This is a genomic window from Candidatus Borkfalkia ceftriaxoniphila (genome assembly GCF_004134775.1).
Classification (GTDB): Bacteria; Bacillota; Clostridia; order Christensenellales; family Borkfalkiaceae; genus Borkfalkia; species Borkfalkia ceftriaxoniphila.
In genome coordinates this window covers 22,205-45,005 of the sequence record NZ_SDOZ01000005.1, presented here as the reverse complement: position 1 = coordinate 45,005, position 22,801 = coordinate 22,205, and the positions used below count along the sequence as shown (strand labels likewise).

Below are 22,801 nucleotides of genomic sequence, written 5' to 3'. Positions count from 1 at the left end.
CTTCAAATTACCTAAAAGTACGCAATATGCGCCTGTATTCTGTAATAATTTGAGCACTTACAACGCAATTGCCGTAAGGCGAGAAGTAACTTCTGCTTTCTTAGATTATTTTAACAGAAACGCTTTTTTTTGTCAATCGTTTTGAACAGTTTTTTTAAAAGATCGTTTTATCGGCGTTTTCCTGCAAAACGCGCGCGATAAAGTCTTTCTTTGTGAGGGCGCCGATATCCCCTTCGTCGCGCTTGCGCACGGAAACGGTTCCCTCTTCGCGCTCTTTATCCCCCACGATGAGCATATACGGAAGTTTTTCCAACTGCGCCTCGCGGATCTTGTAGCCGATTTTTTCGTTGCGGCTGTCGGTCTCCACGCGGATGCCCTGCGCGCGCATCTCGCTTTCCAACTGTCTGGCATACCCGAGAGATTTGTCGGAAACGGGCAAAATCTTGACCTGCACGGGCGCGAGCCATACGGGGAACTTGCCCGCGAAATGCTCGATCAGAATCCCGATAAAACGTTCGATGGAACCGAACACCACGCGATGGATCATGATCGGGCGGTATTTCTGTCCGTCCTCGCCCGTGTATTCGAGTTCGAAACGCTGCGGCATCTGGAAATCCAACTGAATGGTGCCGCACTGCCACGTTCTGCCGATGGAATCTTCCAGATGGAAATCGATCTTCGGGCCGTAGAACGCGCCATCGCCCTCGTTGACGACAAAGGGAAGATTCATGTCTTTCAGCGCGTCGGAAAGCGCCTCCGTGGCCTTGTTCCAGTCTTCTTCCGTACCCATGCTGTCCGCGGGACGGGTGGACAATTCCACATGATATTTAAAGCCGAACAGCGTATAAACTTCGTTGATGAGTTTGACTACGCCCTTGATCTCGTCCTTGATCTGGGAGGGCAGCATGAAAATATGCGCGTCATCCTGCGTGAAACAGCGCACGCGCATGAGCCCGTGCAACTGCCCGCTCTTTTCGTGGCGGTGCACAAGTCCGAGTTCGCCCATGCGGATGGGAAGATCTTTATAACTGTGCGGCGTAAGTTTGTATACGAGCATACCGCCGGGACAGTTCATCGGTTTGATCGCGCAGTCCTCCCCGTCGATCTTCGTGGTGTACATATTGTCCTTGTAATGGTCCCAATGTCCGGAAGTTTCCCAAAGGCTCCTGTTCAGAATGACGGGCGTACTCACTTCCACATATCCTTCGCGGAGGTGCAGTTGGCGCCAATAGTCAATGAGAAGGTTTTTCAGCACCATGCCTTTGGGCAAAAAGAAAGGAAAGCCTTTCCCCTCGTTCAGGAGCGCGAACAGTCCCAATTCTTTGCCGAGTTTCGTATGGTCGCGTTTCTTCGCCTCTTCCAGCATGGTGAAATACGCGTCCATCTCGTCCTTTTTCGCAAAAGCGGTGCCGTAGATACGCGTGAGCATTTTATTTTTTTCGTTGCCGCGCCAGTAAGCGCCCGCAATACTGGTGAGTTTAAACGCCTTGATCTTGCCCGTGCTCGGAAGATGCGGCCCGCGGCAGAGGTCGGTGAAACTCCCCTGTTTGTAGAAAGAGATCTCCGCGTCCTCGGGAAGGTCTTTAATGAGTTCGACCTTATACTTTTCCGAATATTTGGTCATGAGTTTGATCGCCTCCGCGCGGGGCAGCGTAAAGCGTTCCAGGGCAAAATTGCTCTTGATGATCTTTTTCATTTCCTCTTCGATCTTGCCGAGGTCCTCCTGCGAGATGGGCGTGGTAAAATCGATATCGTAATAAAATCCGTTTTCGATGGTCGGCCCGATCGCAAGTTTACAGGTAGGGAAGATCGCTTTGACCGCCTGCGCGAGCACATGCGACGCAGTGTGACGATACACTTCCAGCCCCTCTTTATCTTTGAGCGTGACGATCTCGAATTCGCAGTCGCGATCGACGACGGCGCTCAGGTCCACGAGCGTGCCGTCCACCTTCGCGCAGACCGCCGCGCGGGCAAGCCCCTCGCTGATGGAAAGCGCGATATCCTTGCAGGACGCCGCCTTGTCGAAATGTTTTTTGTCTCCGTTTTTCAATGTGATTTCCATAAATTTTACCTCCGTACCGAATAAAAAAACGTCCTTAAACAAAAACGTTTAAGGACGCTGAAATTGCGCGGTTCCACCTTAATTGCCGAAAAAATTTTCGGCCTCTTTCCTGCGGCAGTGCGGCGCCGCGCCCGTTGCATACAAAGCGGTTTCGCGCGCCTTGACGGAAACGGGATTTTCAGCCGAGATCCCGCTCTCTTGGTTCCGTGTGTAAAGCCGCTACTTGTCTTTTTAAGCAAATTGAATATAGTATGATTTTACGCGCTTTCGCGCGGTTTGTCAAGATATTTCGCGGATCTTTTTAAAATTTTTCAACTGAAACGGAACGCGGTGCGGCTTCCGAAATATTTTTTGAGCACGTCGCATAAGACGGGCGGCGGATTGGTCAGACACTCCACTTCCGTCGCGCCGCTCAAAAGCACTTCCCGCACGATGGAAAAGTCGTCCAGGCCCCCGTCGATGAGCGCCGCGCGTTTAAGTCGCACGTAGTCTGCGTCATAGAGTTCCCCGTCCTTGAAATGCACGATCGAAGGCTCGCGCTCGGAAAGAATATAATCGAGGAAATCTTTCAGATCGCGCTCGGTAAAGCAGCACGGGATGCAGTCGATGATGCCCGCCCATTTTTCTTTGAGCGCCTGCAGACGGAAATTAAAAAAACCGTCGATGGAATAGACGCGGATATCTTTGAGCCGCTCGGCGACATATCGTTTATCCTCGTCGAAATCCGCGCTCACGAGCGCGCAAAGAAGTACTTCCCTGTCCGTTTCGGATAAACCCGAAGGTCGGATATTCTTCTGAAACAGCGCGTACTTATAGCCGATGGCGACGGATTCAGCCACCCTCTCTTCGGTAAATTTGCGAAGGTAAGAATGAAAGCGGTTTTCCGCCGTCATCACGAGGTTGGTGCGCGAATCGTCGAAGGTGATGTCCGCATCGGCGCCGCAGATGCTCAAATAGCGCGTCATGGAATTGTAAATATAAGCCACGTTCAAATTTTTCGAATTGCTTTCTGAAACGGTTATTTTTACCATAATTATAGTCTATGCACTAACCCTCTTTTTATTTGCATCAAAAACCGATTCTGCGCGGATTTTTAATTTTTTCGGCAAAAAGCGCTCTTAAACTTGACTAAAAAAGCAAAACAATATATAATCAAATGAAAACCGACGGGGAGGAAACCGAATTTATGAAGCCGCTTTTGCTTGCGCTGATCATATTATTGGTCGTCCACTATTTTCTGGCAATATTTACGGTCTATCTGCTCCTCAAAGACAAGGGACTCGTAAAAGGCATTCTGCCGTGGAATCTCGTGATTTTGCTGATTCCCGTCATCGGGCCTTTGACCTACCTCGTCTACCGATGCGTTAAGAAGAAAAATTGATGCGCTTTGTGCGCTTGGAGGATGTTTTTTTATTATGGATATGAAATCCGTCGAAAGCAAATGGCAGCAGCGCTGGGAGAAATCCAAAGAAAATGTTTTCAACAAAAAGAACGCGGATAAAAAATACTACGTTCTGGAAATGTTTTCGTACCCTTCCGGCGCGAAACTGCATATCGGGCACTGGTATAATTACGGCCCGAGCGATAGTTATGCCAGATTCAAGAAAATGCAGGGTTTTGAAGTGTTTCAGCCGATGGGCTTCGACGCGTTCGGGCTGCCTGCCGAAAACTATGCGATCAAGACGAAGATCCATCCCAAAGATTCCACGGAAAAGAATATCGAGACCATGGAAAAACAACTAAAAGCCATCGGCGCCATGTTTGATTGGTCTGCGGAGGTCAAGACCTGCGACGAAGATTATTACAAATGGACGCAGTGGATGTTTTTGAAACTGTATGAAAACGGCCTCGCGTACCGCAAGGAGGCGCCCGTGAACTGGTGCCCCGACTGCAATACCGTGCTCGCCAACGAACAGGTCGTGGACGGCTGCTGCGAACGCTGCAACTCCCCCGTCGTCAGAAAGAATCTTACGCAATGGTTTTTTAAGATCACCGATTATGCGGAAGAACTCTTGCAGGGGCTCGATACCGTCGATTGGCCCGAAAAGACCAAACTGATGCAGAAAAACTGGATCGGCAAATCTGTGGGCTGCGAAGTCCAGTTCGAATGCGAGAGCGGCGACAAGTTCAACGTGTTCACCACCCGCTGCGACACCATATTCGGCGTTTCCTACGTCGTTTTAGCGCCCGAACACCCCCTCGTGAAAAAACTCGTTTCCGACGAACAGAGAGAGGCGGTCGAAGCGTACGTTGCGGAAACCGCAAAGGCGAACGAGATCGAGCGCTTGTCCTCTACCCGCGAAAAGACGGGCGTATTTATCGGACATTACGCGATCAACCCCATCAACGGCAAAAAAGTGCCGATTTTCGCCGCCGATTACGTGCTGTATTCCTACGGTACGGGCGCGGTGATGGGCGTTCCCGCGCACGACGAGAGAGATTTCGCTTTCGCGCAGAAATATAATCTTCCCGTCACAAAAGTCATCGAAAACAAAGCGGGCGAAACGGTGCTCCCCTTCTGCGAGGACGGCATCTGCGTCAACAGCCTGCAATTCGACGGGCGTTTCGGCGAGGACGCGAGAAACGAGATCGCCAATTATCTCGCCAAACAGGGCAAAGGACAGAAAAAAGTCAACTACCGTCTCCGCGACTGGCTGGTTTCCCGGCAACGCTACTGGGGCGCGCCCATTCCCGTCGTGCACTGCCCGAAATGCGGGATCGTGCCCGTGCCCTATAAAGATCTGCCCGTCAAACTTCCCTATAACGTGGAATTTAACCCCGACGGCAAATCGCCGCTTGCAAAGAGCGAAGAATTCATGCACGTCAAATGCCCGCACTGCGGCGGCGACGCGCAGCGGGATCCCGACACCCTGGACACGTTCGTCTGTTCGAGTTGGTATTATCTTCGCTATCCCGACGCGCACAACACAAAGATGCCCTTCGATCCCGAGATCGTCAACAAGATGCTTCCCGTCGATAAGTACGTGGGCGGCGCGGAACACGCCTGCATGCACCTTTTGTACGCCCGCTTCTTTACCAAAGCGCTGCGCGATATGGGTTATCTGAATTTCGATGAGCCTTTCAAATCGCTCGTGCATCAGGGCGTGATCCTCGGTCCCGACGGCAACCGCATGAGCAAATCCAAAGGTAACGTGGTTTCCCCCGACGAGTTCGTGAACGCTTACGGTTCGGACGTTTTCAGAATGTATCTGATGTTCGGCTTTTCCTATACGGAGGGCGGACCATGGAACGACGACGGCATCAAATCGGTCGCAAAATTTCTCGACAGAGTGGAACGCATCGTTTTGAAGATACGCGACATGAAAGCGGGCAAAGAAGCCCCCTACGGCGCCGATGAAAAAGAACTCGCCTACGCGAAGAATTACGCGATCAAACAGATCACCAAAGATATGGAGAATTTCTCCTTTAACACAGCGGTCGCGCGGTTGATGGAACTTGTGAACGCGCTCTTCAAATACGACAACAATCAAGTCAAAAACGTGCCCCTGCTCAAAGAAACTTCCAAAGATCTGTTGCTTTTGCTCGCTCCTTTCGCCCCGCATTTTGCCGAAGAACTTTGGGAACAGTGCGGCTTCAGATATTCAGTATTCGACCAGGCATTCCCCGTATGCGACGAAAGCGCGCTCGTTCGGGACGAAACGGAATACGCCATTCAGATCAACAGCAAAATGAAGACCAAAATGATGCTCTCGAAAGATATGAGCAAAGAAGATATTCAGCACGCGGTGATGCAGAGCGACGCGATACGCCCCCTTTTAGAAGGCAAAGTCGTCAAAAAAGTGATTATCGTGCCCGACAGGTTGGTCAACCTGATCGTATGACAAAAAAGAGAACAGGGCTTGTCAAAAGCCCTGTTCTTTTCATTTATGTCACGCAAAGTACTTCGTATCAGGAAAAATATTTGCGATCATTGAGATAAAGCGTCGCTTTATTCGGTAAGATTCTCTCTGCGGCCGCATACATTTTATTCATCGCCCCGCAGTGCACGACGACGGGCGGGTTCTTGTTTTCCAGACAACCGACGATCACCTTTGCGACCTCTCCCGCACTCATGCCGTCCTGTTCCATATCCGCAAGAGAAGACGCCGCCTGCTCCACCCTCGATGCGTATTCCCCGCAGGCGGCGGCGCCATACACTTTTCTCTTAAAGGTAAAAGTCGTCGCCGTGCCGCCGGGAAGGACCGCCGTCGCACGGATATTGAATTCTCCCAACTCGGAATTCGCGCTCTTGGCGAGCATATTCAAAGCCGCCTTGGAACAACTGTAAAAACAGTCAAACGCAATGGGAAGGATGCCCCCCATCGAACTTACGAGAACGATCCTGCCGCCGTTTTCTTTCATAAAGGGAACGGCCGCCTGTATCGCGCGCAGCGCCCCGAAAAAGTTGACTTCGAAGAGATAACGGACGTCTTCCGATTCAGCCTTTTCAATGGGCGCAGCCATCGAAAATCCCGCGCAGTATACGAGCGCGTCGATATTTTTCATAGCAGCGCCGATCTCCAGTATCCCCTTTTCCATATCGTCGGCCTCGGATACGTCCGCAAGGTAATTCGCGACCTGTTCGAGGCGGCACGTCGTGCGGGAAATATTGACGATACGGTAATTTCTGCCGATGAGTTTGATTGCCGTTTCGTATCCTATACCCGACGAGGCACCCACGATAACGGCGAGTTTTCGTTCGCTTTCGGATTCGGGAAACTTTTCCTTTAACGCTTCCCGAAAGGAAGTTTCGGTCTGTTCTGCTTTGACGGTCTTTTTTTTCTGTTCCATATCATACACAAGTATTGCATTTCCGCAGAAATTTTATACCCTCAGCCCAAAAACACGTCCAAAAACATCATGAGCGCAAAACCGAGCATCACGCCGATGGAAGCCGAAGATTTCGATTCGGCAAAACTTGCGGGAATCAGTTCGGAACAGACGACGGCGATCATTGCCCCCGCGGAAAAAGCAAGCGCCCAGGGCAGCAGCGCGGAAACGGCGGCTACCGCAAATACGCCGATAATGCCCGCCACGATCTCGACCGCGCCCGACATCTGACCGATAAAAAAGGCTTTTCCGATCGACATGCCCTGATTTCTCAGCGGCAGCGAAATGCACAGCCCTTCGGGGAAATTTTGAATTCCGATGCCGACAGCGAGCATGACTGCCGCAATCAGCGAGGACTGCGTGCCCGCGACGACCGAGCCGAACGCCACGCCCACGGCGAGCCCTTCGGGAATATTATGCAGAGTCACGGCGGCGGTCAATAGAAAGCCGCTCTTGCTCCGCGCGTTTTTAAAAGTGTTCATACGATTCATTACGATATCCGATACCACGATGAAAGCGCCGCCCGCCAAAAAACCGATGGTCAGTATGGGCGCGGGACTGCGTCCCGTGCTTTCACAATTTTCTATCGCAGGCATCAGAAGAGAAAAAAAACTTGCGGCGATCATAATGCCGCCCGCAAGTCCCATCATAACCGTTAAAACTCTTTGATTGAATTTTTTAGAAAAGAATACGAGCGCGGCGCCTGCCGCCGTCATGCCGTATGTAAAGATCGTTGCCAGCAGCGATTGCAGCCAGGGTTGTAAAGATGAAAACCACTCCAAAACGTTTCTCCTTTGTAGAATTTCCTCTTTACATATCTATGCGCCTTCTGTTTCCGTTTGTGCCGAAAAAGCGAAAAGGCGCGGCTGAAACCGCGCCTTTCCCAAGGGTGTTAGAAATGGGTTACTTATACAGTTCCCTATAGTGAGCGCAGGCTCTGAAATCCGCCCCTTCCGCATCTTTGGTACCGAACGCGCTCCAAGCGTGCGGACGGTAGATGTCCTTTTCCGCTACGTTATGAAGAGATACGGGGATGCGCAGCATACTGGCGAGCGTGATCAGGTCTTTCCCCACATGACCGTAGACGAACGCGCCGTGATTTGCGCCCCAGTTCGCCATGACGTTGTAGACGCTGGAAAAAGCGTTCGTATCGTTAAGACGAGGCACGAACCAGGTAGAAGGCCACGTTCTGTCCGTACGGTACAAGAGTTTATGATTGACCTGTTCGGGAAGTTCCACCGTCCAGCCTTCCGCGAGTTGCATCACGTAGCCGATACCGTCCACAAGATTGATTCGTACCATCGTGACGGGCATTTCCCCCTGCGTCGAGAAGGAAGAAGAATAGCCGCCTCCGCGGAAGTAACCGCGGTTCGCACTGGAAAACTCGGTTGCCGCGAGCATCGCGTCGATATCTTTCTCGGTCACGTTCCACCACTCTTTCATGACGGAATTTCCGTTTTCATCTTTACTTGCGCCCGTACCGTCAAGGGCGGCGGCGCCGCTGTTGATAAGGTGCATAAACCCGTTTTCCGCAAGTCCCTCGGGTTTCCAACCCGTAACGCGCTCGACGGCGGCGGGGCTCCAAAACGTCCTCACGTCCGCAAAGATCGAGGTGCGGCCCGTCAATAATTTCCCGAAGAGCATCGCAAGACCGTTGCAGCCGTCGTTTTCCGTCGCCAGCGTGATCGGTTCGCGCTTTCCGTTCCAGTCGAACGTGCTGTTCAAAATCGCCTCGGTAAAGTCGCCGTTGGGCTTATAATCCGTCCACATCCGCTGCCCCTGGAAACCGCCCAGGATCGCGTTTCTGCCGAGCGCCTCTTCATGCCAGCCGATCTCGTCCAATTTGGGATTGCCAAGCATGATGTCTTTGACGATGAGCGTCATTTTCGCGACAAATTCCCACTGCGCCTCGCGCTCTTCTTTGGTAAAGTCTTTGAAACCGAATGCCTCGCCGTTCCAATCCTTACCCTCTTTGCAGTTTGCTTTGATCCATTTCAGTTCTTTTTCGTATTCTTTTTTATCGTAGATCCCCAGATCCATGCGGCGCAGGATCTCGCTCATATCCACCCACTCGGCGCGGATCCCGAAATATTTTTGCAATGCGTTCGCATCGCAGAAACTGCCGCCGATCCCCATAGCGATGGAACCGATATTCACGTACGCCTTATTGCGCATCTGTCCGACGGCGAGCGCGCAGCGGGCAAAGCGGATGATCTTCTCCTCCACGTCGGGTGTAATGCCCGTCATGTCGGCGTCCTGTACGTCCTGTCCGTAGATCGCGAATGCGGGAAGTCCCCTCTGCGCATGCGCGGCCATGACCGCCGCTAAATATACGGCGCCGGGGCGCTCCGTGCCGTTGAATCCCCAAACCGCTTTCGTCGTAAGCGGGTCCAAATCCATTGTTTCGCTGCCGTAGCACCAGCAAGGCGTCACCGTCAGAGTCGCGGTCACGTTTTCTTTGGAAAACTGATCGGCGCAGCGCGCAGCCTCGGCGCCTCCGCCGATCGTGCATTCGCTGATGACGACCTGCGCGGGCGTTCCGTCCGAATAAAAGACGTTTTCTTCTATCAGTTTCTTTGCATTTTTTGCCATATTCATGGTCTGTTCTTCCAGACTTTCGCGGATACCGAACCATCTTCCGTCAATGGTCGGCCGAATTCCGATCTTCGGTTTCATATTACTGAATCACTCCTTTTTTTAAAATTATATTTGCATAAATAGCGCTTTCGCCCGTCGCGATGACGGCATACGCTTGTTTTGCCCTTTCATAAAACGCGAACCGCTCTAAACTGCCCAATTTTACGTGACCGTCTTTTTCGTTCGCGATCTTTTTATAATCTTCCCAGATCGTCGGTTTTACCCTATCTCCCGGCACGACCTGCATGAGCATGAAATTGCAATCCGCATAAGTGTCGAGCGGGATCATGCTCAAAACGGCATCGAGGATCTCCGCCCCGCCATGCCCGTCTGCTCTCACAACTCTGTTTCCGTAGTTTTCGGAAGGAAAATTCCCATCTGCAATGACGATTTCGTCGCCGTGTCCCATCTCTGACAAAATTTTCAACAACTCCGGCGATAAAATTTTCGGAACGCCTTTCAACATATTCATTCCCTCTTGATTCTGTTAGATTTTATATAAGCGGGGTTTTCCGGGGGAAAACCCCGCTTATTAAATCTTTAATTGGAGATTAAAGAAAATTTATTTTAAACTTTAACCTTCGTACACGATGTTTTTCGCAATCATTTCATCAATATTCGTCGAATCATACCAAGTTCCGGGGATACCGACTTCTTTTGTAACATTTTTCTTTTCGACTGCGAACACAGCCTGTTCAACTGCTTGATAACCGATCTGGTATGAATCCTGCGCCACGGAGCCGACCAATTTAGCCGCACCTGCAACTTTTCCTTTGATCCATTCTATTTGGTTGGTACCCGCATCAAATCCGCAGAAAACCATATCTTTGTATTTTGCAACGTTGTCGGCAACTTCGGGATAGCACTCGTTCACAACGCCTTCATTGCACATAAATATCGCATCGGCGCCTTCGGTCTGTGCTGCTTGTAAAGAGCCTTTATACTCGCCTGTATTGTTTGCTTTTACGTCAATTTTTGTCTGGAAACGATCAGATAAGTTATCTTTTTCGACCAATTCTTTAATCTTGTCTTCGAAACCTTTTGCTCTGTCTACGCCAGTCGCCGAACTATCGTGCTGAATTATCCAAACATAATACTTATCGGAAGCGGTGGCTTTTTCAATTTCGGGTTTGATTGTCTTGTATAAATTTTCTGCCGCTACGCCAGCCGCAGCATAGTTATCGGAGGCAACCGACGAAACTGTGGGATCTTTATCCTTTGTAATATCTGCTCCGTTGCTGTACAGACCGCTGTCGAATTCAACAACGGGGATTCCTTTATCGAAAGCCGATACCAATTCGTCTTTGAATCCCAGCCCGATCGTCGCCAATACCAAAGCTTTGGTATTCTTGTTATTGAGCGCTTGCGTGACCATTTCACGCTGAGTGTTTACATGCTCTTCCGACTCTGCCGTAGGCCCGCGGAATGTGATCGCATAACCGTATTTTTCGCCTGCGGCTTGCGCACCGTTCTTTACGCTCTGCCAGAAAGCGTGCGTTTCGCCTTTCGCAACGACAGCGATGGTTTGCTTTGCTTCGCCGCAGCCGACCATTCCTACTACCAGCGCGCCGACCAATGCCATAGCGAAGACAGCGCACAACACCCTTTTGAAAAATTTCTTCATGTTTTCCTCCTTAAGGATTTTTTAATATCGCTTTCGCGTTATTATTTAATTTTGTTCAATTTTTCCGCTTTCGCAGCCTCCTTTGCTTTCATTCGGCTCTCTTTCAAACGCTGAGAATTTTCCTGATCCGCTACCTTGCACTTTGCATACTCCTCTACGAAAACTTCTTTCAATTCGGCGATCTGCACATCGATCGCAGCACATTTTGATTTTTTATCTTCCGGAGATAGCCGTTTATCGGATAAGATGTAATCTTGTTTCACGCGAAGTTCTTCCACAACTTCGCGGAACCTCGATTTGCATTTTGACGCAGATTCATTGATCTTGACCTTATTCGCCGCTTTATTTTTGAAGATATCCATCAACACGGCAAACACGACGATGATACCGGTCACCGCATAGGTGATGAACGTAGAACTGACACCGCTGTTGAATACTGCCAACGTGAAATTTAAACCTTGACGAATGACGACCAAGATCATCGCGCCGAAGATCGTTCCGACGATGGAAGCGATGCCTCCGGTCGTACTCGTTCCGCCGATATAGACGCCTGCAATCGCATCTAGTTCCATACCGTTGCCGCTAGCGAGCGACAATGACGGATTTGCCGCCGTGTAAAAAAGCGCCGCTATACCGGCAAATAAGCCCGCAATCGCATAAGCGATCATTTTATAAAAATCTACGTTAATACCCGAAAGCCGCGCCGCTTCCTCATTACTACCGATTGCAAGAATATATCTTCCGACCTTGCATTTATACATTAGATACATACACACCAAGGTTAGCGCTAAAAGCCAGATAATACCGATAGGAAAACCGTTTAAGTTTGTAAAAACACTTTGGAACCAACCTGTAGACGGATATTTGATTGCGGATGAAGTTTTGTTGACGATATTTGCTAAAACTGCCGAAACGCCACGGGATAACATCATCGTACCAAGCGTTGCAATGAACGGAGGCAATTTCAATTTAGCTACCAAAAATCCGTTCAAGATACCGAATAGCAGACCGAAGATTACCATTAACGGTATGGTTACCGCCAATGCCGCCGTGACGGAAGTCGTAGTGCGGCAGATCGTACCCGCCATCACCGACGAGGCAATCAAAACCGTGCCGATGGACAAATCGATACCGCCTGTGGCAATCACGAAAGTTACGCCTAAACCTAAAATCGCGTAAGGAACCAAAGACTTGACCATCGCAAGCAAATTATCGGTGCTTGCATAACTACTATTGATAACCGTAAAAAGAGCAAAGAGCACCAACGTGACCAAAATGATCATAAAACTTTGTTTGCCGCTGGATTTCAAATTATTGACGGATTTTACCCCGAACTGGCGGGTTCTTCCTCGCAGGTTCAAGGCGACCGTGTATTCGCTAACTGATTTCTTTGCCATAACTTACTTCCTCCCTCATTGTCGATAATTGCATGATGTTTTCCTGATTGGCTTCCGAAATATCGAGTTCGCCCGTTTTTCTGCCTTCGCACATGACGAGTACCCGATCGGACATACGCAAAATTTCTACCAGTTCCGAAGAAATCATAATGATCGATTTCCCCTGCGCCGCAAGTTCGGACATCAAAGCGTAAATCTCGCTTTTCGCGCCTACATCGATTCCGCGTGTCGGTTCGTCGAAAATCAGAATATCGCTGTTTTTGATCAGCCAGCGGGCAATGATGACTTTTTGCTGATTGCCGCCTGAAAGATTTTTCAACAGTTGATCCATCGACGGCGTTTTCGTGCGCAGTTTCGCGTTCATGTCACGCGCCTCATTCTTCATTTTTCTGTCGCTGATAAATCCGTATTTGATATAGCGGTCCAGGGATGCGAGCGCCGTGTTTTCCGCAACCGATTTAATGAGCATCAGACCGTAGCGCTTCCTGTCTTCGGAAAGATAACCGATTCCGTGCCTGACTGCATCGGCGGGCGTCTTGATATGTACGCGCTGTCCCTTTATAAAAATCTCGCCGGCGTCGAAAGGATCCGCCCCAAAAACCGCACGGGCGACTTCCGTCCTTCCCGCTCCCATTAAGCCCGAAAAGCCGAGGATCTCACCTTTTCTCAGTTTAAAACTTACGTTTTTAATGGTATTGCCGCTGCAAAGATTTTTGACTTCCAGCACCACCTCGGCATCGTCCGCAACGTTGCTCTTTTGTTTGGGATCCTCGTAGACTACGCGCCCGATCATCATTTGGATGATCTGATCTTTTGTGAGTTTATCCGTATCTTCCGTGCCCACATATTCGCCGTCACGCATGACGGTGACCCTGTCGGATATACGCTTGATCTCGTCCATGCGGTGAGAAATATAGATCATTCCGATCCCTTTGGCTTTCAGATCGCCCATGATCTTGAACAATTCCTCAATTTCCGACTGCGTAAGCGCCGCCGTAGGCTCGTCCAATATCAACAATTTCGTATTATGCGATACTGCTTTTGCAATTTCCACCATCTGCTGTTTCCCTACCGTCAGGGAACCGAGTTTTACAGTAGGATCGATATTGATACCGATATAGTCGAAAAGTTCGCGCGCCTTTTTGATCATGGCGCCGTCGTTGATCCAGAAATCTGCAACCATGCTTTCCCGACCGATAAAAATATTTTGCGCTACCGTCAGGTGGTTCATCATATTCAGTTCCTGATGAATCATCCCGATACCCAGTTCCAGCGATTCGCGGATATTGCGAACCGAATAGGGTTTCCCTTCGAACGTCATCGAGCCGCCGTCCGGCTGATGAATCCCGGTCAGGACTTTCATCAACGTGGACTTTCCCGCGCCGTTCTCGCCGACAAGCGCCAATACCTCTCCTCTTTTCAGATTGAGATTGACGCCTTTGAGAGCGTGAACGCCGAGGAAACGCTTGTCGATACCGTTCATTTCAAGAAGAAATTCCTGTTCCATCTCTGTTTCCACCCCTTGTATTACTGATTTAATAGTATCATAAAAAATACCGCTTTTCAACACTCGTTTTTGCTGAAAAATAAGAGCAAAAAAGTATGATTTTTTCATAAAAGTATAGATTTTAACAAAAGGATATGATATAATATTTCCATGAGTAACATGATCCATCGTAAGAACAGCGAAATCAGAAAACACCTAATGTTCAACAAGAGCAGCGCGCAGATATTGCGGCCGAAAATTTTATATGCGGGCGAGTTGAAACGGACGGTAAACTGGAACGAACAGCCTCATGAGCATGAATTTTGCGAAATACTCTACGTCCGTTCGGGGAACGGTACCGTGCACTTCCAAGGGAGTAATTTAGAGATCAATGCCGGCGATATTCTCGTTTACAACCCGCATGTAGTTCATTATGAATCGGGAAACGATTTGTCCTTTTATTTTTTCGGCGTACATAAGATAAAGTTGGAAAACCTTCCCGAAAATTATCTTTTGGAAAAAAGCGCGTCCCCTGTCATACATACGGGAAATACGGCGCCCGTGCTGGAATTTTATTTTTCGCAATTGGTTTCGGAAGCCGAACGAAAACTCTATTATTACGACGACATTTCCGACAGCCTTGTCAAAGCGATTCTGAGCCATATACTCCGCATTCTCGCCTACGGAGATAAGAACTATTTCAAGACCAACGAATCGTATATGCAGGCGAAAAAATTTATCGACGAAAATTACGCCGATATCAGAAGTATAGACGACATTTGCAGCAGTCTGTATATCAGCCGCTTTTATCTGACGCACCTTTTCAAGGAATATAGTGGCGTTTCGCCTTTGAAATATATCATTCAAAAGCGCATTGATTTTTCCAAAGAACTGTTAAGGACGACCGAACTTCCCATCGGCGAAATTGCCTTACGCGCAGGATATGTGGAGATTAATTCTTTTATCAAAACGTTTAAAAACGTGGAAAACATGACGCCGCACGCTTACCGACAACAGGAAAAAGTAAACGATAAATAAAAAAGGAGCCGTAAAAACGGCTCCTTTTTTATATAACGAAAGCGGCGGACGCTTTACAGCGCCGCCGCTTTCGTTTTGCAGTTAGAGTATTGTAAGAAACAATTTGTAAGCATTTTCATAAACCGCGCAATCGGAAGGCAAAAACTCTTTGATTTCGGTAGAATTTTTGACGATCTCGCGCGCTTCTTTTGCGTCCTTCACCTTGCCGAGTGCAATGAGTTGACACAAAATATTGCCGAGAGCGGTCCCTTCCCCGGGGCCCGCGGTCACGCGGATCCCGAGCGCATTGGCGGTCGCGACGTTCAGCATGGTATTGTTGCTGCCGCCTCCGACGATATGTAACACGTCGACTTTTTTGCCCGTGATCTTTTCGAGCGCAAGAACGTTGTGTTTGTAAGCGAGCGCGAGCGAATCGTACACGCAGCGCGCGATCTCGAAAGGATTCGAAGGAACGTTTCCCCCCGTCTTTTTGCAGAAATTGACGATTTTATCGGGCATATCGTGCGGCGAATAGAATTCGTCCGCATCGGGATTGATCAAGAATTTACAGGGTTCGATCTTGGACGCGCCGTCCGCGATCTCGGCAAATGACATGACGTTGCCCTCTTTATCCCAGGTGCGTTTGCATTCCTGGATGATCCAGAGTCCCATGATATTTTTCAGAAAACGAATGGAATTATTCAGCCCGCCCTCGTTGGTATAGCCTGCATCCATGGCCTCTTTGCTCAAAATCGGCTCGTCGAGTTCCATGCCGAGCAAAGACCAGGTACCACTCGATAAAAATACGGAATTTTCGCTATCCTTGGGAACGGCGAGGTAGGCGGAGGCAGTGTCATGCCCGCACGTGGCGATGACTTTCAGATCGTGACGAAGATCCAGTTCGTTTTTGACGTCTTCTTTGACGTCGCCGACGATCTTTCCGGGCGATACGATTTCGGGGAAAATATTTTTAAGCCCGAACGTCTGAAAGATTTTTTCGCTGAACTGATTTTTTCCCGGAACGATCAACTGCGAAGTACTAGCAATGGAAAACTCGCAGATTTTTTTGCCCGTCAGAAAATAAGTGAATAAGTCGGGAATAAACAGCGCGCTTTCGGCGTTTTCCAACGCGACGTTGCCGTTTTTCTGCATGACGACGAGTTGGCACAGCGTATTGAACTTTTGAAAAGCCAATCCAGCCTCCGCGAAGAGTTCCTCGCGGCTCATCTTGCTTTCCAATTCCTCGACAGCGTGTTCGGTGTGCGGGCTTCTGTAATGGAAAGGATTCGCAAGAAGTTGTCCGTCTTTGCCGATAAAGCCGATGTCCACGCCCCAGGTATCAATGCCCATACTGTCGGCACCGCCGAGGCGGTCCGCCTTTAAAATGCCCTGTTTCAGTTCGTGATACAGACGCAGGATGTCCCAATACAGGGCGCCGTTGATCTCCACGGGTTCGTTCAAAAAGCGATGGATCTCTTTCAGTTCGATCTTCTTGCCGTCAAACTCTCCGAGGATCGCCCTTCCGCTGGATGCGCCGAAATCGAAGGCTAACACTTTCATACCGTTCTCTCCTTAACGTTTACTTTTACCAAAGGTCTTCGTATATTTCGATGACGTCCGCTTTGGTAGGCACTTTGGGATTGGTCGCCGTGCAGGCGTCTGCAAGCGCAGCGTCCGCCATGGCTGGAATTTTTTCGCGGTATTCGCTCTCGGTGATGTTTCCCATCTGAGAGATAGACAGAGGAATATTCATTTCCTTATCCATAAATTGTACCCAGTTGACGAGCGCGCGCACCGTTGTGATCGTGTTGAAGTTCTGAAGTCCCAGAAGGCGGGCGAGCGAAACGTATTTTTCCACCTGCTTGGGATATTGTTTCTGCATTCTCGAATGTACGTTGATGCCGCTGTTGTATTCGATGACGTGCGGCAAAAGCATTGCATTCGCGCGGCCGTGCGGAATATGGAAATTCGCGCCCAACTGATGCGCCATGCCGTGGTTAAGCCCCAAAGACGCGGAATTGAAAGCCAATCCCGCCAAACAGGACGCCACGTGCATTTTACGGCGGGCATGCCAGTCGTTCCCGTCCAGATAGGCGCGCATCAGAAACGCGCCGCAAATCTCGACGGATTTTTCGGCAAGCGCCGCGGAAAATTCGTTGTTGTTGATGCTCGTATATGCTTCGATGGCATGCGTCAAAACGTCCATGCCCGTATCGGCGGTCACGTTCGGGGGAACGCTTTTTACGAGTTCTTCGTCCAAGATCGCCTCGTCGGGCAGCATGCTGTCGGACACGAGCGGATATTTCATATGATTGGCGGTATCGGTAATGACGGAAAAAGCCGTGACTTCCGAACCCGTACCGCTCGTCGTGGGTATGGCTATGAGGGCGATATTCAGACCCGTTTCCATCTTTACGGCAAATTCGCGGATCGCTTTGGCGGAATCGATGACCGAGCCGCCCCCTACCGCGATCAGGCAGTCGGGTTTATAATCGAGCACGACTTTGACGCCGTTTACGATCTTTTCCACGGGAGGATCGGGAACCACGTCGTTAAATATACGAAATTCCTTATTGGTTTCGGAAAGCGGTTGCGTTACGATGCGAAGCATGCTGCTCCCCGAAAAGAATTTATCGGTGATGATCAATATCCGGCTGTACGGAATCTCGCGGACGCGATCCATCGCATTGTCGCCGAAATAGATTTTTGTCTTAATGTCAAAACTCTTCATGCTTTCTTCCTATCGGTTATAAGAGGTACTCGGGCAGATCGGAGCCTATCCCTTTGATCGCGTTGAATTTTTCTTCGTGAATATCTTCGCTCGCGGCGATCTCGTCCGAGATGCTCGGCTGTACAGGCGCCGCTTTTTTGAGCAGAAGTTCTTTTTTGGCGGCAGAAACGCCGCTGCCTTCCATATCCAGCACCACCGCGGGAACGCTCTCCATTCTCAGTTCGGCGGCAGCCGTCATTCTCGCTTTGCCAGAAAGAAGAATAAACTCTTCCCCTTCGCGCAGAACGAACACGGGATGCAGGATCCCGTACTTCTTAACGGATTTTTTCAATTCGGCGAGGTCGTACGCAGACCTTTCGAACTTGATTTTTGAAATTTCCAGTTCGATGAGCGAACGGTTGGCGGTAAAGGCCGCCTTTTTGCTCTTTTCACCCGTCTTGCCGATGGCGCCCGTGGCGCGCTTGATGCTTGCGTTTCCTAACGACATACTTTTAAGACCTCCTCGGCGAGCGCAAGATATTCCTTGCTGCTGCGCGAACTTCTGCGGTATTTTCCCACAGGTTTACTGTTGTCCTGCGCCCATTCGATGTTGCTGTCCAGATGGATAAACGTTTCGAACACGCGCGCGGGCAGTTGCTTTAAAGTTTCCATCGTCTGTTTGAAATAATTTTTGCGTCCGTCCACTTTGGTAACGGCAATGCCCGCCACGGTCAGATCGGGAGCCACTTCCTTCACGTCGGACAAAAATTCGAACATGTTAGAAAGCCCGAACAACCCCCAGGGGCTCGCCTCTACGGGTATGATGAGATAGTCGGACGCCGCCAGAATATTCATCACCCAGCCACCCAAAGTCGGCGGCGAGTCAATCAATATGTAGTCGTACAAGCCCGAATTTTTCAATTTTTCCAGGCTCTTTTTTAAGATATATTCTCTCTGCCACTTGGAAAAGAGTTCGAATTCGATCGCGCTCATCAATGTGGACGAAGGAATGATATCGAGATTTTCATAGTCGGTGCGGAAAGTGTAATCGGTCAGATCCGCCTGTTTGCGGATCGCCTGATACAGATTTTTTTCGCCGCCCGCGATTTCGAGAACGCGTTCTTCGTCAAAAAAGGCAAGCGAAAGGTTCAACTGCATATCGCCGTCGATCAATAAAACTTTTTTGCCCGCCTCCGCCATAAAATAGCCGACATTCGAGCAGGTGGTCGATTTACCGCTGCCGCCCTTGTTATTGGCGAAACAGATCACGCGCGTTTTGCTCATTTTTCAACTCCTTCCGGATACAGGCATTCCACGCCGTTTGCGGCGAACAGTTCGCTCCACGCGGCGTCCGGTGCGCGCTCGGTGATGACGGCGTCCACGCCCGAAAATCCGCTGACGGAAGTGAAAGAAATTTTATCGAATTTAGAGGAATCGACCGCAAAAAAGATCTGCGATGCGGCTTGCAGCATTTTGCGCTTGACCGCCGCGTGCATATCGCTGCTGTCTGAGAACCCGTGACGGGGATCGACCCCCTTACAGGAAATAAACGCTTTGTCCACGTGAAAACGCGATAAACTCTCTTCCGCCTCGCTGCCGACCAACGCGCAGGAGCGCTCTTTGAGCGTTCCGCCCGTCGAAAGAATTTTCCAGCCCGTAACGTCGGAAAGTTCCATCAGCACTTCGATGGAATTGGTAATGAGCGTGATCTCCTTTTTGCTTTTGATCTTCTGCGCAATGAATACGGCGGTCGAACTCGCGTCGAGTATGAGCGTATCGCCGTCCATGATGAGATCTGCGGCGAGGTCGGCGATCTTTTGTTTCGCTTCCACGTTCGCTTTTTTGCGGATCACGTAGGGAAGTTCCGCCTCACTACCCTCACTGATGACGGCGCCGCCGTACGTCTTGACGACGTGCCCTTCTTTTTCCAGTTTATCCAGATCGCGCCTAATAGTTTCTTCGGAAACGTCGAATACTTTGGCGAGTTCGCTTACGACAACGTGCCTTTCTTCCCGTAATATCGTCAAAATCCTGTTTCTTCTTTCAATCGCGAGCACGCACACCCCTCCCCTTACCGCCGCACACAAACGCGGCGTATGTCTTTTAAAAACCGCAAATTCGGGAAACGTTCACCGAATTTGCAAAGCAATTTATAAGATCTGGCTGATCAGTTTCTGATCGGGCCGCGCGATCACCGAACTGTCGAGGAACATGCCGCGAGGCTCCACGGATTTCTGCGCGCGCTTAATCGCCGCTTCCACTGCCGCGACTTCGCCCGTCAATAAGAGATAACTTTTTCCGCACATACCGCGGGCAAGGCGGATCTCGATCAAAGAAACGTCCGCAGTCTTAGCCGCTTCATCCGCAGCGACGATGATCGCAGCCGCGTCGTACGTCTCGATGATGCCGAGAGAATTGACGACTTCCACGTGCGAAGCGCCGTAGATCGCGGGAAAGATCTCTTCGGCGGGATTGCCGAGCACGAAACTGTCGATCAAATGCGTCGCGTGCAAGGTCTTCGCCGTTTCCACGGAGGCGTTCACGGCGGAAAGTTCGCCCGTGAGAATGACTATGTATTTACCGGGGCAGACAGTTTCCGCCTCAATGATTTCAACGTCGGCGGTCTTTACCATTGCGTCCGCCGCGGTGATACCCGCGGAGACCGTCTTGAATTCCGCCATTCCGATTGCTTTACTCATGCTTGATTCTCCGTACTGTCAATAATTATGTAGTTCGCGTTCGCTTCGCGCACTCTGCCGCAGATCGAGGCGTGGATCGCCACGCTCAGCCCGTTCGCAGGTTCCGCGATCGTCTGCCCGCGCTTGACGACGTCCCCGTCCTTCACTGCCGCTACGGCGGGCGCGCCGATGTGCTGACGCAGAGGAATTTTAACGCTCTTCACTCCCACGCATTTATCTTCGAGCGGCGCGGGAACGTTGTATTTCACGAGATCGAGCCGCGCCATCAGACGCTTCATGGGCGCTTTTCTCAGTTCCCTTTCCCTGGGAACGGGCGCAGCCTGTACGACGGGCGGTTTGACGCCTGCCGCGCGCAGTCCGTTCTTATATTCCGCCATCAGCGTTCTGGGAGAAAGTCCCTGGAAACAGGAATACAGTTCACACAGCCCGCACGAGCAACAAAAGAACGTATCGACGAAAATCGAAGGATCCTGCACGTCCTTGCAGGTCGCCGCGCGCATAAAGAGATGCGGCTGAATGGGATGCCCGAGCATATGGCGGGGGCAAAGATCCGTACACATACTGCACTGGCAGCAACTTGCCGCTGCCCTTTTCAACATGATCTCGGGTTTCGCCCGCTTGCGCTCGACAAGATAATGATTTTCGGGAAGCACAAGGATCGCATTCGTCGTCTTGGTAATGGGCGTAGACCCGGGCATGATGTTGCCCATCATGGGACCGCCCACGAAATAGACGGGATTTTTGATTTTCGCGCCGCCCGCCAACCGCACCGCGTCCTCCACGGTCGCGCCGAGGGGCATACGGAGCGTCACGGGGCGGTTGACTTCCGCCACCACGCTGACGAGTTTATCGACGACGGGTTCGCTCTTATGCATTGCGCGGGAAAGATTGTACAGCGTCTCTACGTTGAACACGATGACGCCGCTCTCGATGGGAAGTCCGCCGGGACGAACGACTTTGCCCGTGACTTCGTATATCAAAACGACCTCGTCGCCCGCGGGGTACACTTCGTCCAACAATCCGAGCCGTACGCCCGAATAGTTGGGAATGACGCCCTTCAAGGCTTCGATGGTTTTCTTATATTCTTTTTTAATGCCGATGATCGCTTCTTTCGCGCCCACCGTTTCCATGACGAGATGGAACGCCGAAACGATCTCATCTGCGTGTTTTTCCAGTAATTGGCGGTGCAGTTTTAACAGAGGTTCGCACTCCGCACAATTCATCAGAATTGTTTCCGCCCGTTTATCCAGCTTGGCGTACGTGGGAAACCCCGCTCCGCCCGCACCGACTACGCCGTTTTTTTGCAGCAAGTCCGCAAGCTCTTTTATCTCCATAAGTAATTACTCCAAATTCTGCCCTTCGTCCAAAATGCCTACGATAGCCGCGTCGACGGGCGCATCGGGTATACCGCAGCCCACACGGGCGGCGCTCCCTTGCGCGACGAGAACGTATTCGCCGATCCCGGCGCCGATTTTATCGATCGCGACAATCCTGTTGTCCACTTTCAAACTCGGAATAGGCTCTACGATCATGAATTTATTACCGACTAAATTGTCACATTTACGCGTGGATACCACGCTTCCGACGACCTTTCCGATGATCATTCTTACACCTCTGACCGTTAAATGATTCTGACCGTACTGCCGGTCACGATTTTTGACGCGTTCGCCTCGTCCGTATCGATGTGCATTTCCAGCGTAAAACTGTCGTGCACGCGGATCTGTACGTGGTTGAACACGGTGCCGCGCTCGTTATCCGCCTTGACGGATACGACGTCGCCGTCTTTGACGCCTGCGGCTTCGGCGTCTTTCGGGGACATATGAATATGCCGTTTCGCGATGATGCAGCCCTCGTTCAGGTAAATAGCGCCCTTGGGGCCTACCAAAGCGATAGGTGCGCTGCCTGCGATATTTCCCGATTCGCGGATGGGCGCTTTCACTCCCAGTTTCAAAGCGTCTGTGGCGGATATCTCCACCTGCGATTTACTGCGGCAAGGTCCGAGTACGCGCACGTTTTCAATGGCGCGAAGTTTTAGCCCGACGATGGTGACGCACTCTTCCGCGGCGAACTGGCCGCCCATCAGATCTTTTTTCTTATGTAAAGTGTGCCCCGCGCCGAACAGCGCTTCCACGTGTTCTTTGGTAAGATGCACGTGCCTTGCGGATACCCCGACGGGTACCATAAAACCGTTCGTATGGTTTTGCTGTTCTTCCAATGCCTGCAACGCAAGTTTTGTGATCAGCTCAATGGTCTTTTCTTCCACGATAACGCCCCTTTCGGTAAATTTTCCTCAAATAACAAACCGCTGCCCGAAAAAAAGGGCAACAAAAGCCATATCC

21 protein-coding genes are annotated in these 22,801 nt (G+C 50.5%); 3 read left to right on the top strand and 18 right to left on the bottom strand.

The annotated features are described in order from the left end of the window. Positions 1-154: 154 nt before the first annotated feature. A complete protein-coding gene (gene thrS / locus ESZ91_RS10915) occupies positions 155-2,062 on the bottom strand; it encodes a threonine--tRNA ligase (protein WP_129227208.1) in 1,908 nt (635 codons plus the stop codon). A 311-nt stretch (positions 2,063-2,373) separates the two neighbouring features. Beyond that, positions 2,374-3,093 carry a hypothetical protein gene (locus ESZ91_RS10910; RefSeq protein WP_129227206.1) on the bottom strand — a complete coding sequence of 240 codons (720 nt, stop codon included), beginning with the start codon at positions 3,091-3,093 and terminating at the stop codon, positions 2,374-2,376. A gap of 155 nt (positions 3,094-3,248) precedes the next feature. On the opposite strand from ESZ91_RS10910, the gene ESZ91_RS10905 reads away from it, so the two are divergent. Further along, positions 3,249-3,443, top strand: coding sequence for a hypothetical protein (locus ESZ91_RS10905; protein WP_129227204.1), 195 nt, complete (start codon positions 3,249-3,251; stop codon positions 3,441-3,443). 34 nt (positions 3,444-3,477) lie between these two features. Continuing rightward, on the top strand, positions 3,478-5,904 hold the full coding sequence (gene leuS / locus ESZ91_RS10900; RefSeq protein ID WP_129227202.1) for a leucine--tRNA ligase: 2,427 nt from the start codon (positions 3,478-3,480) through the stop codon (positions 5,902-5,904). Positions 5,905-5,971: 67 nt separating this feature from the next. Here leuS and ESZ91_RS10895 read toward each other — a convergent pair whose 3' ends face one another. From ESZ91_RS10895 to ESZ91_RS10865, 7 genes are all read right to left on the bottom strand, one after another. After that, the gene (locus tag ESZ91_RS10895) at positions 5,972-6,853 is read right to left on the bottom strand and encodes an SDR family NAD(P)-dependent oxidoreductase (protein ID WP_129227200.1); all 882 of its coding nucleotides are present in this window, start codon (positions 6,851-6,853) and stop codon (positions 5,972-5,974) included. Between the two features lie 41 nt (positions 6,854-6,894). Continuing rightward, on the bottom strand, positions 6,895-7,674 hold the full coding sequence (locus ESZ91_RS10890; RefSeq protein ID WP_129227198.1) for a ZIP family metal transporter: 780 nt from the start codon (positions 7,672-7,674) through the stop codon (positions 6,895-6,897). Between the two features lie 121 nt (positions 7,675-7,795). Further along, positions 7,796-9,568 carry an L-fucose isomerase gene (locus tag ESZ91_RS10885; protein ID WP_129227196.1) on the bottom strand — a complete coding sequence of 591 codons (1,773 nt, stop codon included), beginning with the start codon at positions 9,566-9,568 and terminating at the stop codon, positions 7,796-7,798. A 1-nt stretch (position 9,569) separates the two neighbouring features. Continuing rightward, positions 9,570-9,995, bottom strand: coding sequence for an RbsD/FucU family protein (locus ESZ91_RS10880; RefSeq protein ID WP_129227193.1), 426 nt, complete (start codon positions 9,993-9,995; stop codon positions 9,570-9,572). A 108-nt stretch (positions 9,996-10,103) separates the two neighbouring features. Further along, the gene (locus tag ESZ91_RS10875) at positions 10,104-11,153 is read right to left on the bottom strand and encodes a substrate-binding domain-containing protein (protein WP_129227191.1); all 1,050 of its coding nucleotides are present in this window, start codon (positions 11,151-11,153) and stop codon (positions 10,104-10,106) included. Positions 11,154-11,194: 41 nt separating this feature from the next. Further along, complete coding sequence (locus ESZ91_RS10870; protein WP_129227189.1) at positions 11,195-12,550, bottom strand: ABC transporter permease; 1,356 nt, start codon at positions 12,548-12,550, stop codon at positions 11,195-11,197. Further along, complete coding sequence (locus tag ESZ91_RS10865; protein ID WP_129227187.1) at positions 12,531-14,057, bottom strand: sugar ABC transporter ATP-binding protein; 1,527 nt, start codon at positions 14,055-14,057, stop codon at positions 12,531-12,533. Before ESZ91_RS10865 ends, ESZ91_RS10870 begins: the two co-directional genes overlap by 20 nt. Positions 14,058-14,207: 150 nt before the next feature. Between ESZ91_RS10865 and ESZ91_RS10860 the strand changes: the two genes are divergently transcribed. Continuing rightward, on the top strand, positions 14,208-15,074 hold the full coding sequence (locus tag ESZ91_RS10860; RefSeq protein ID WP_129227184.1) for an AraC family transcriptional regulator: 867 nt from the start codon (positions 14,208-14,210) through the stop codon (positions 15,072-15,074). Positions 15,075-15,155: 81 nt separating this feature from the next. Here ESZ91_RS10860 and ESZ91_RS10855 read toward each other — a convergent pair whose 3' ends face one another. From ESZ91_RS10855 to pduL, 9 genes are all read right to left on the bottom strand, one after another. Then, positions 15,156-16,613 (bottom strand): rhamnulokinase, encoded by a 1,458-nt coding sequence (locus ESZ91_RS10855; protein WP_129227182.1) that lies wholly within the window; start codon positions 16,611-16,613, stop codon positions 15,156-15,158. Between the two features lie 25 nt (positions 16,614-16,638). Continuing rightward, positions 16,639-17,784, bottom strand: coding sequence for a 1-propanol dehydrogenase PduQ (locus ESZ91_RS10850; RefSeq protein ID WP_129227180.1), 1,146 nt, complete (start codon positions 17,782-17,784; stop codon positions 16,639-16,641). A gap of 16 nt (positions 17,785-17,800) precedes the next feature. Further along, positions 17,801-18,271, bottom strand: coding sequence for a ParB N-terminal domain-containing protein (locus tag ESZ91_RS10845; RefSeq protein ID WP_129227178.1), 471 nt, complete (start codon positions 18,269-18,271; stop codon positions 17,801-17,803). Then, positions 18,262-19,047 carry a ParA family protein gene (locus tag ESZ91_RS10840; RefSeq protein WP_129227176.1) on the bottom strand — a complete coding sequence of 262 codons (786 nt, stop codon included), beginning with the start codon at positions 19,045-19,047 and terminating at the stop codon, positions 18,262-18,264. The genes ESZ91_RS10845 and ESZ91_RS10840 overlap by 10 nt, the downstream gene beginning before the upstream one ends. After that, entirely contained in the window at positions 19,044-19,820 is a 777-nt protein-coding gene (locus ESZ91_RS10835) for a DeoR/GlpR family DNA-binding transcription regulator (protein WP_129227174.1), read from the bottom strand. Before ESZ91_RS10835 ends, ESZ91_RS10840 begins: the two co-directional genes overlap by 4 nt. Before the next feature lie 93 nt (positions 19,821-19,913). After that, on the bottom strand, positions 19,914-20,462 hold the full coding sequence (locus ESZ91_RS10830; RefSeq protein WP_129227172.1) for a BMC domain-containing protein: 549 nt from the start codon (positions 20,460-20,462) through the stop codon (positions 19,914-19,916). Further along, positions 20,459-21,796, bottom strand: a complete 1,338-nt coding sequence (locus ESZ91_RS10825) for a 4Fe-4S dicluster domain-containing protein (RefSeq protein ID WP_129227170.1) — start codon at positions 21,794-21,796, stop codon at positions 20,459-20,461. The genes ESZ91_RS10830 and ESZ91_RS10825 overlap by 4 nt, the downstream gene beginning before the upstream one ends. 6 nt (positions 21,797-21,802) lie before the next feature. After that, positions 21,803-22,066, bottom strand: a complete 264-nt coding sequence (locus tag ESZ91_RS10820; protein ID WP_129227168.1) for a EutN/CcmL family microcompartment protein — start codon at positions 22,064-22,066, stop codon at positions 21,803-21,805. A 17-nt stretch (positions 22,067-22,083) separates the two neighbouring features. After that, positions 22,084-22,725 carry a phosphate propanoyltransferase gene (pduL, locus tag ESZ91_RS10815; RefSeq protein ID WP_129227166.1) on the bottom strand — a complete coding sequence of 214 codons (642 nt, stop codon included), beginning with the start codon at positions 22,723-22,725 and terminating at the stop codon, positions 22,084-22,086. Positions 22,726-22,801 lie beyond the last annotated feature (76 nt).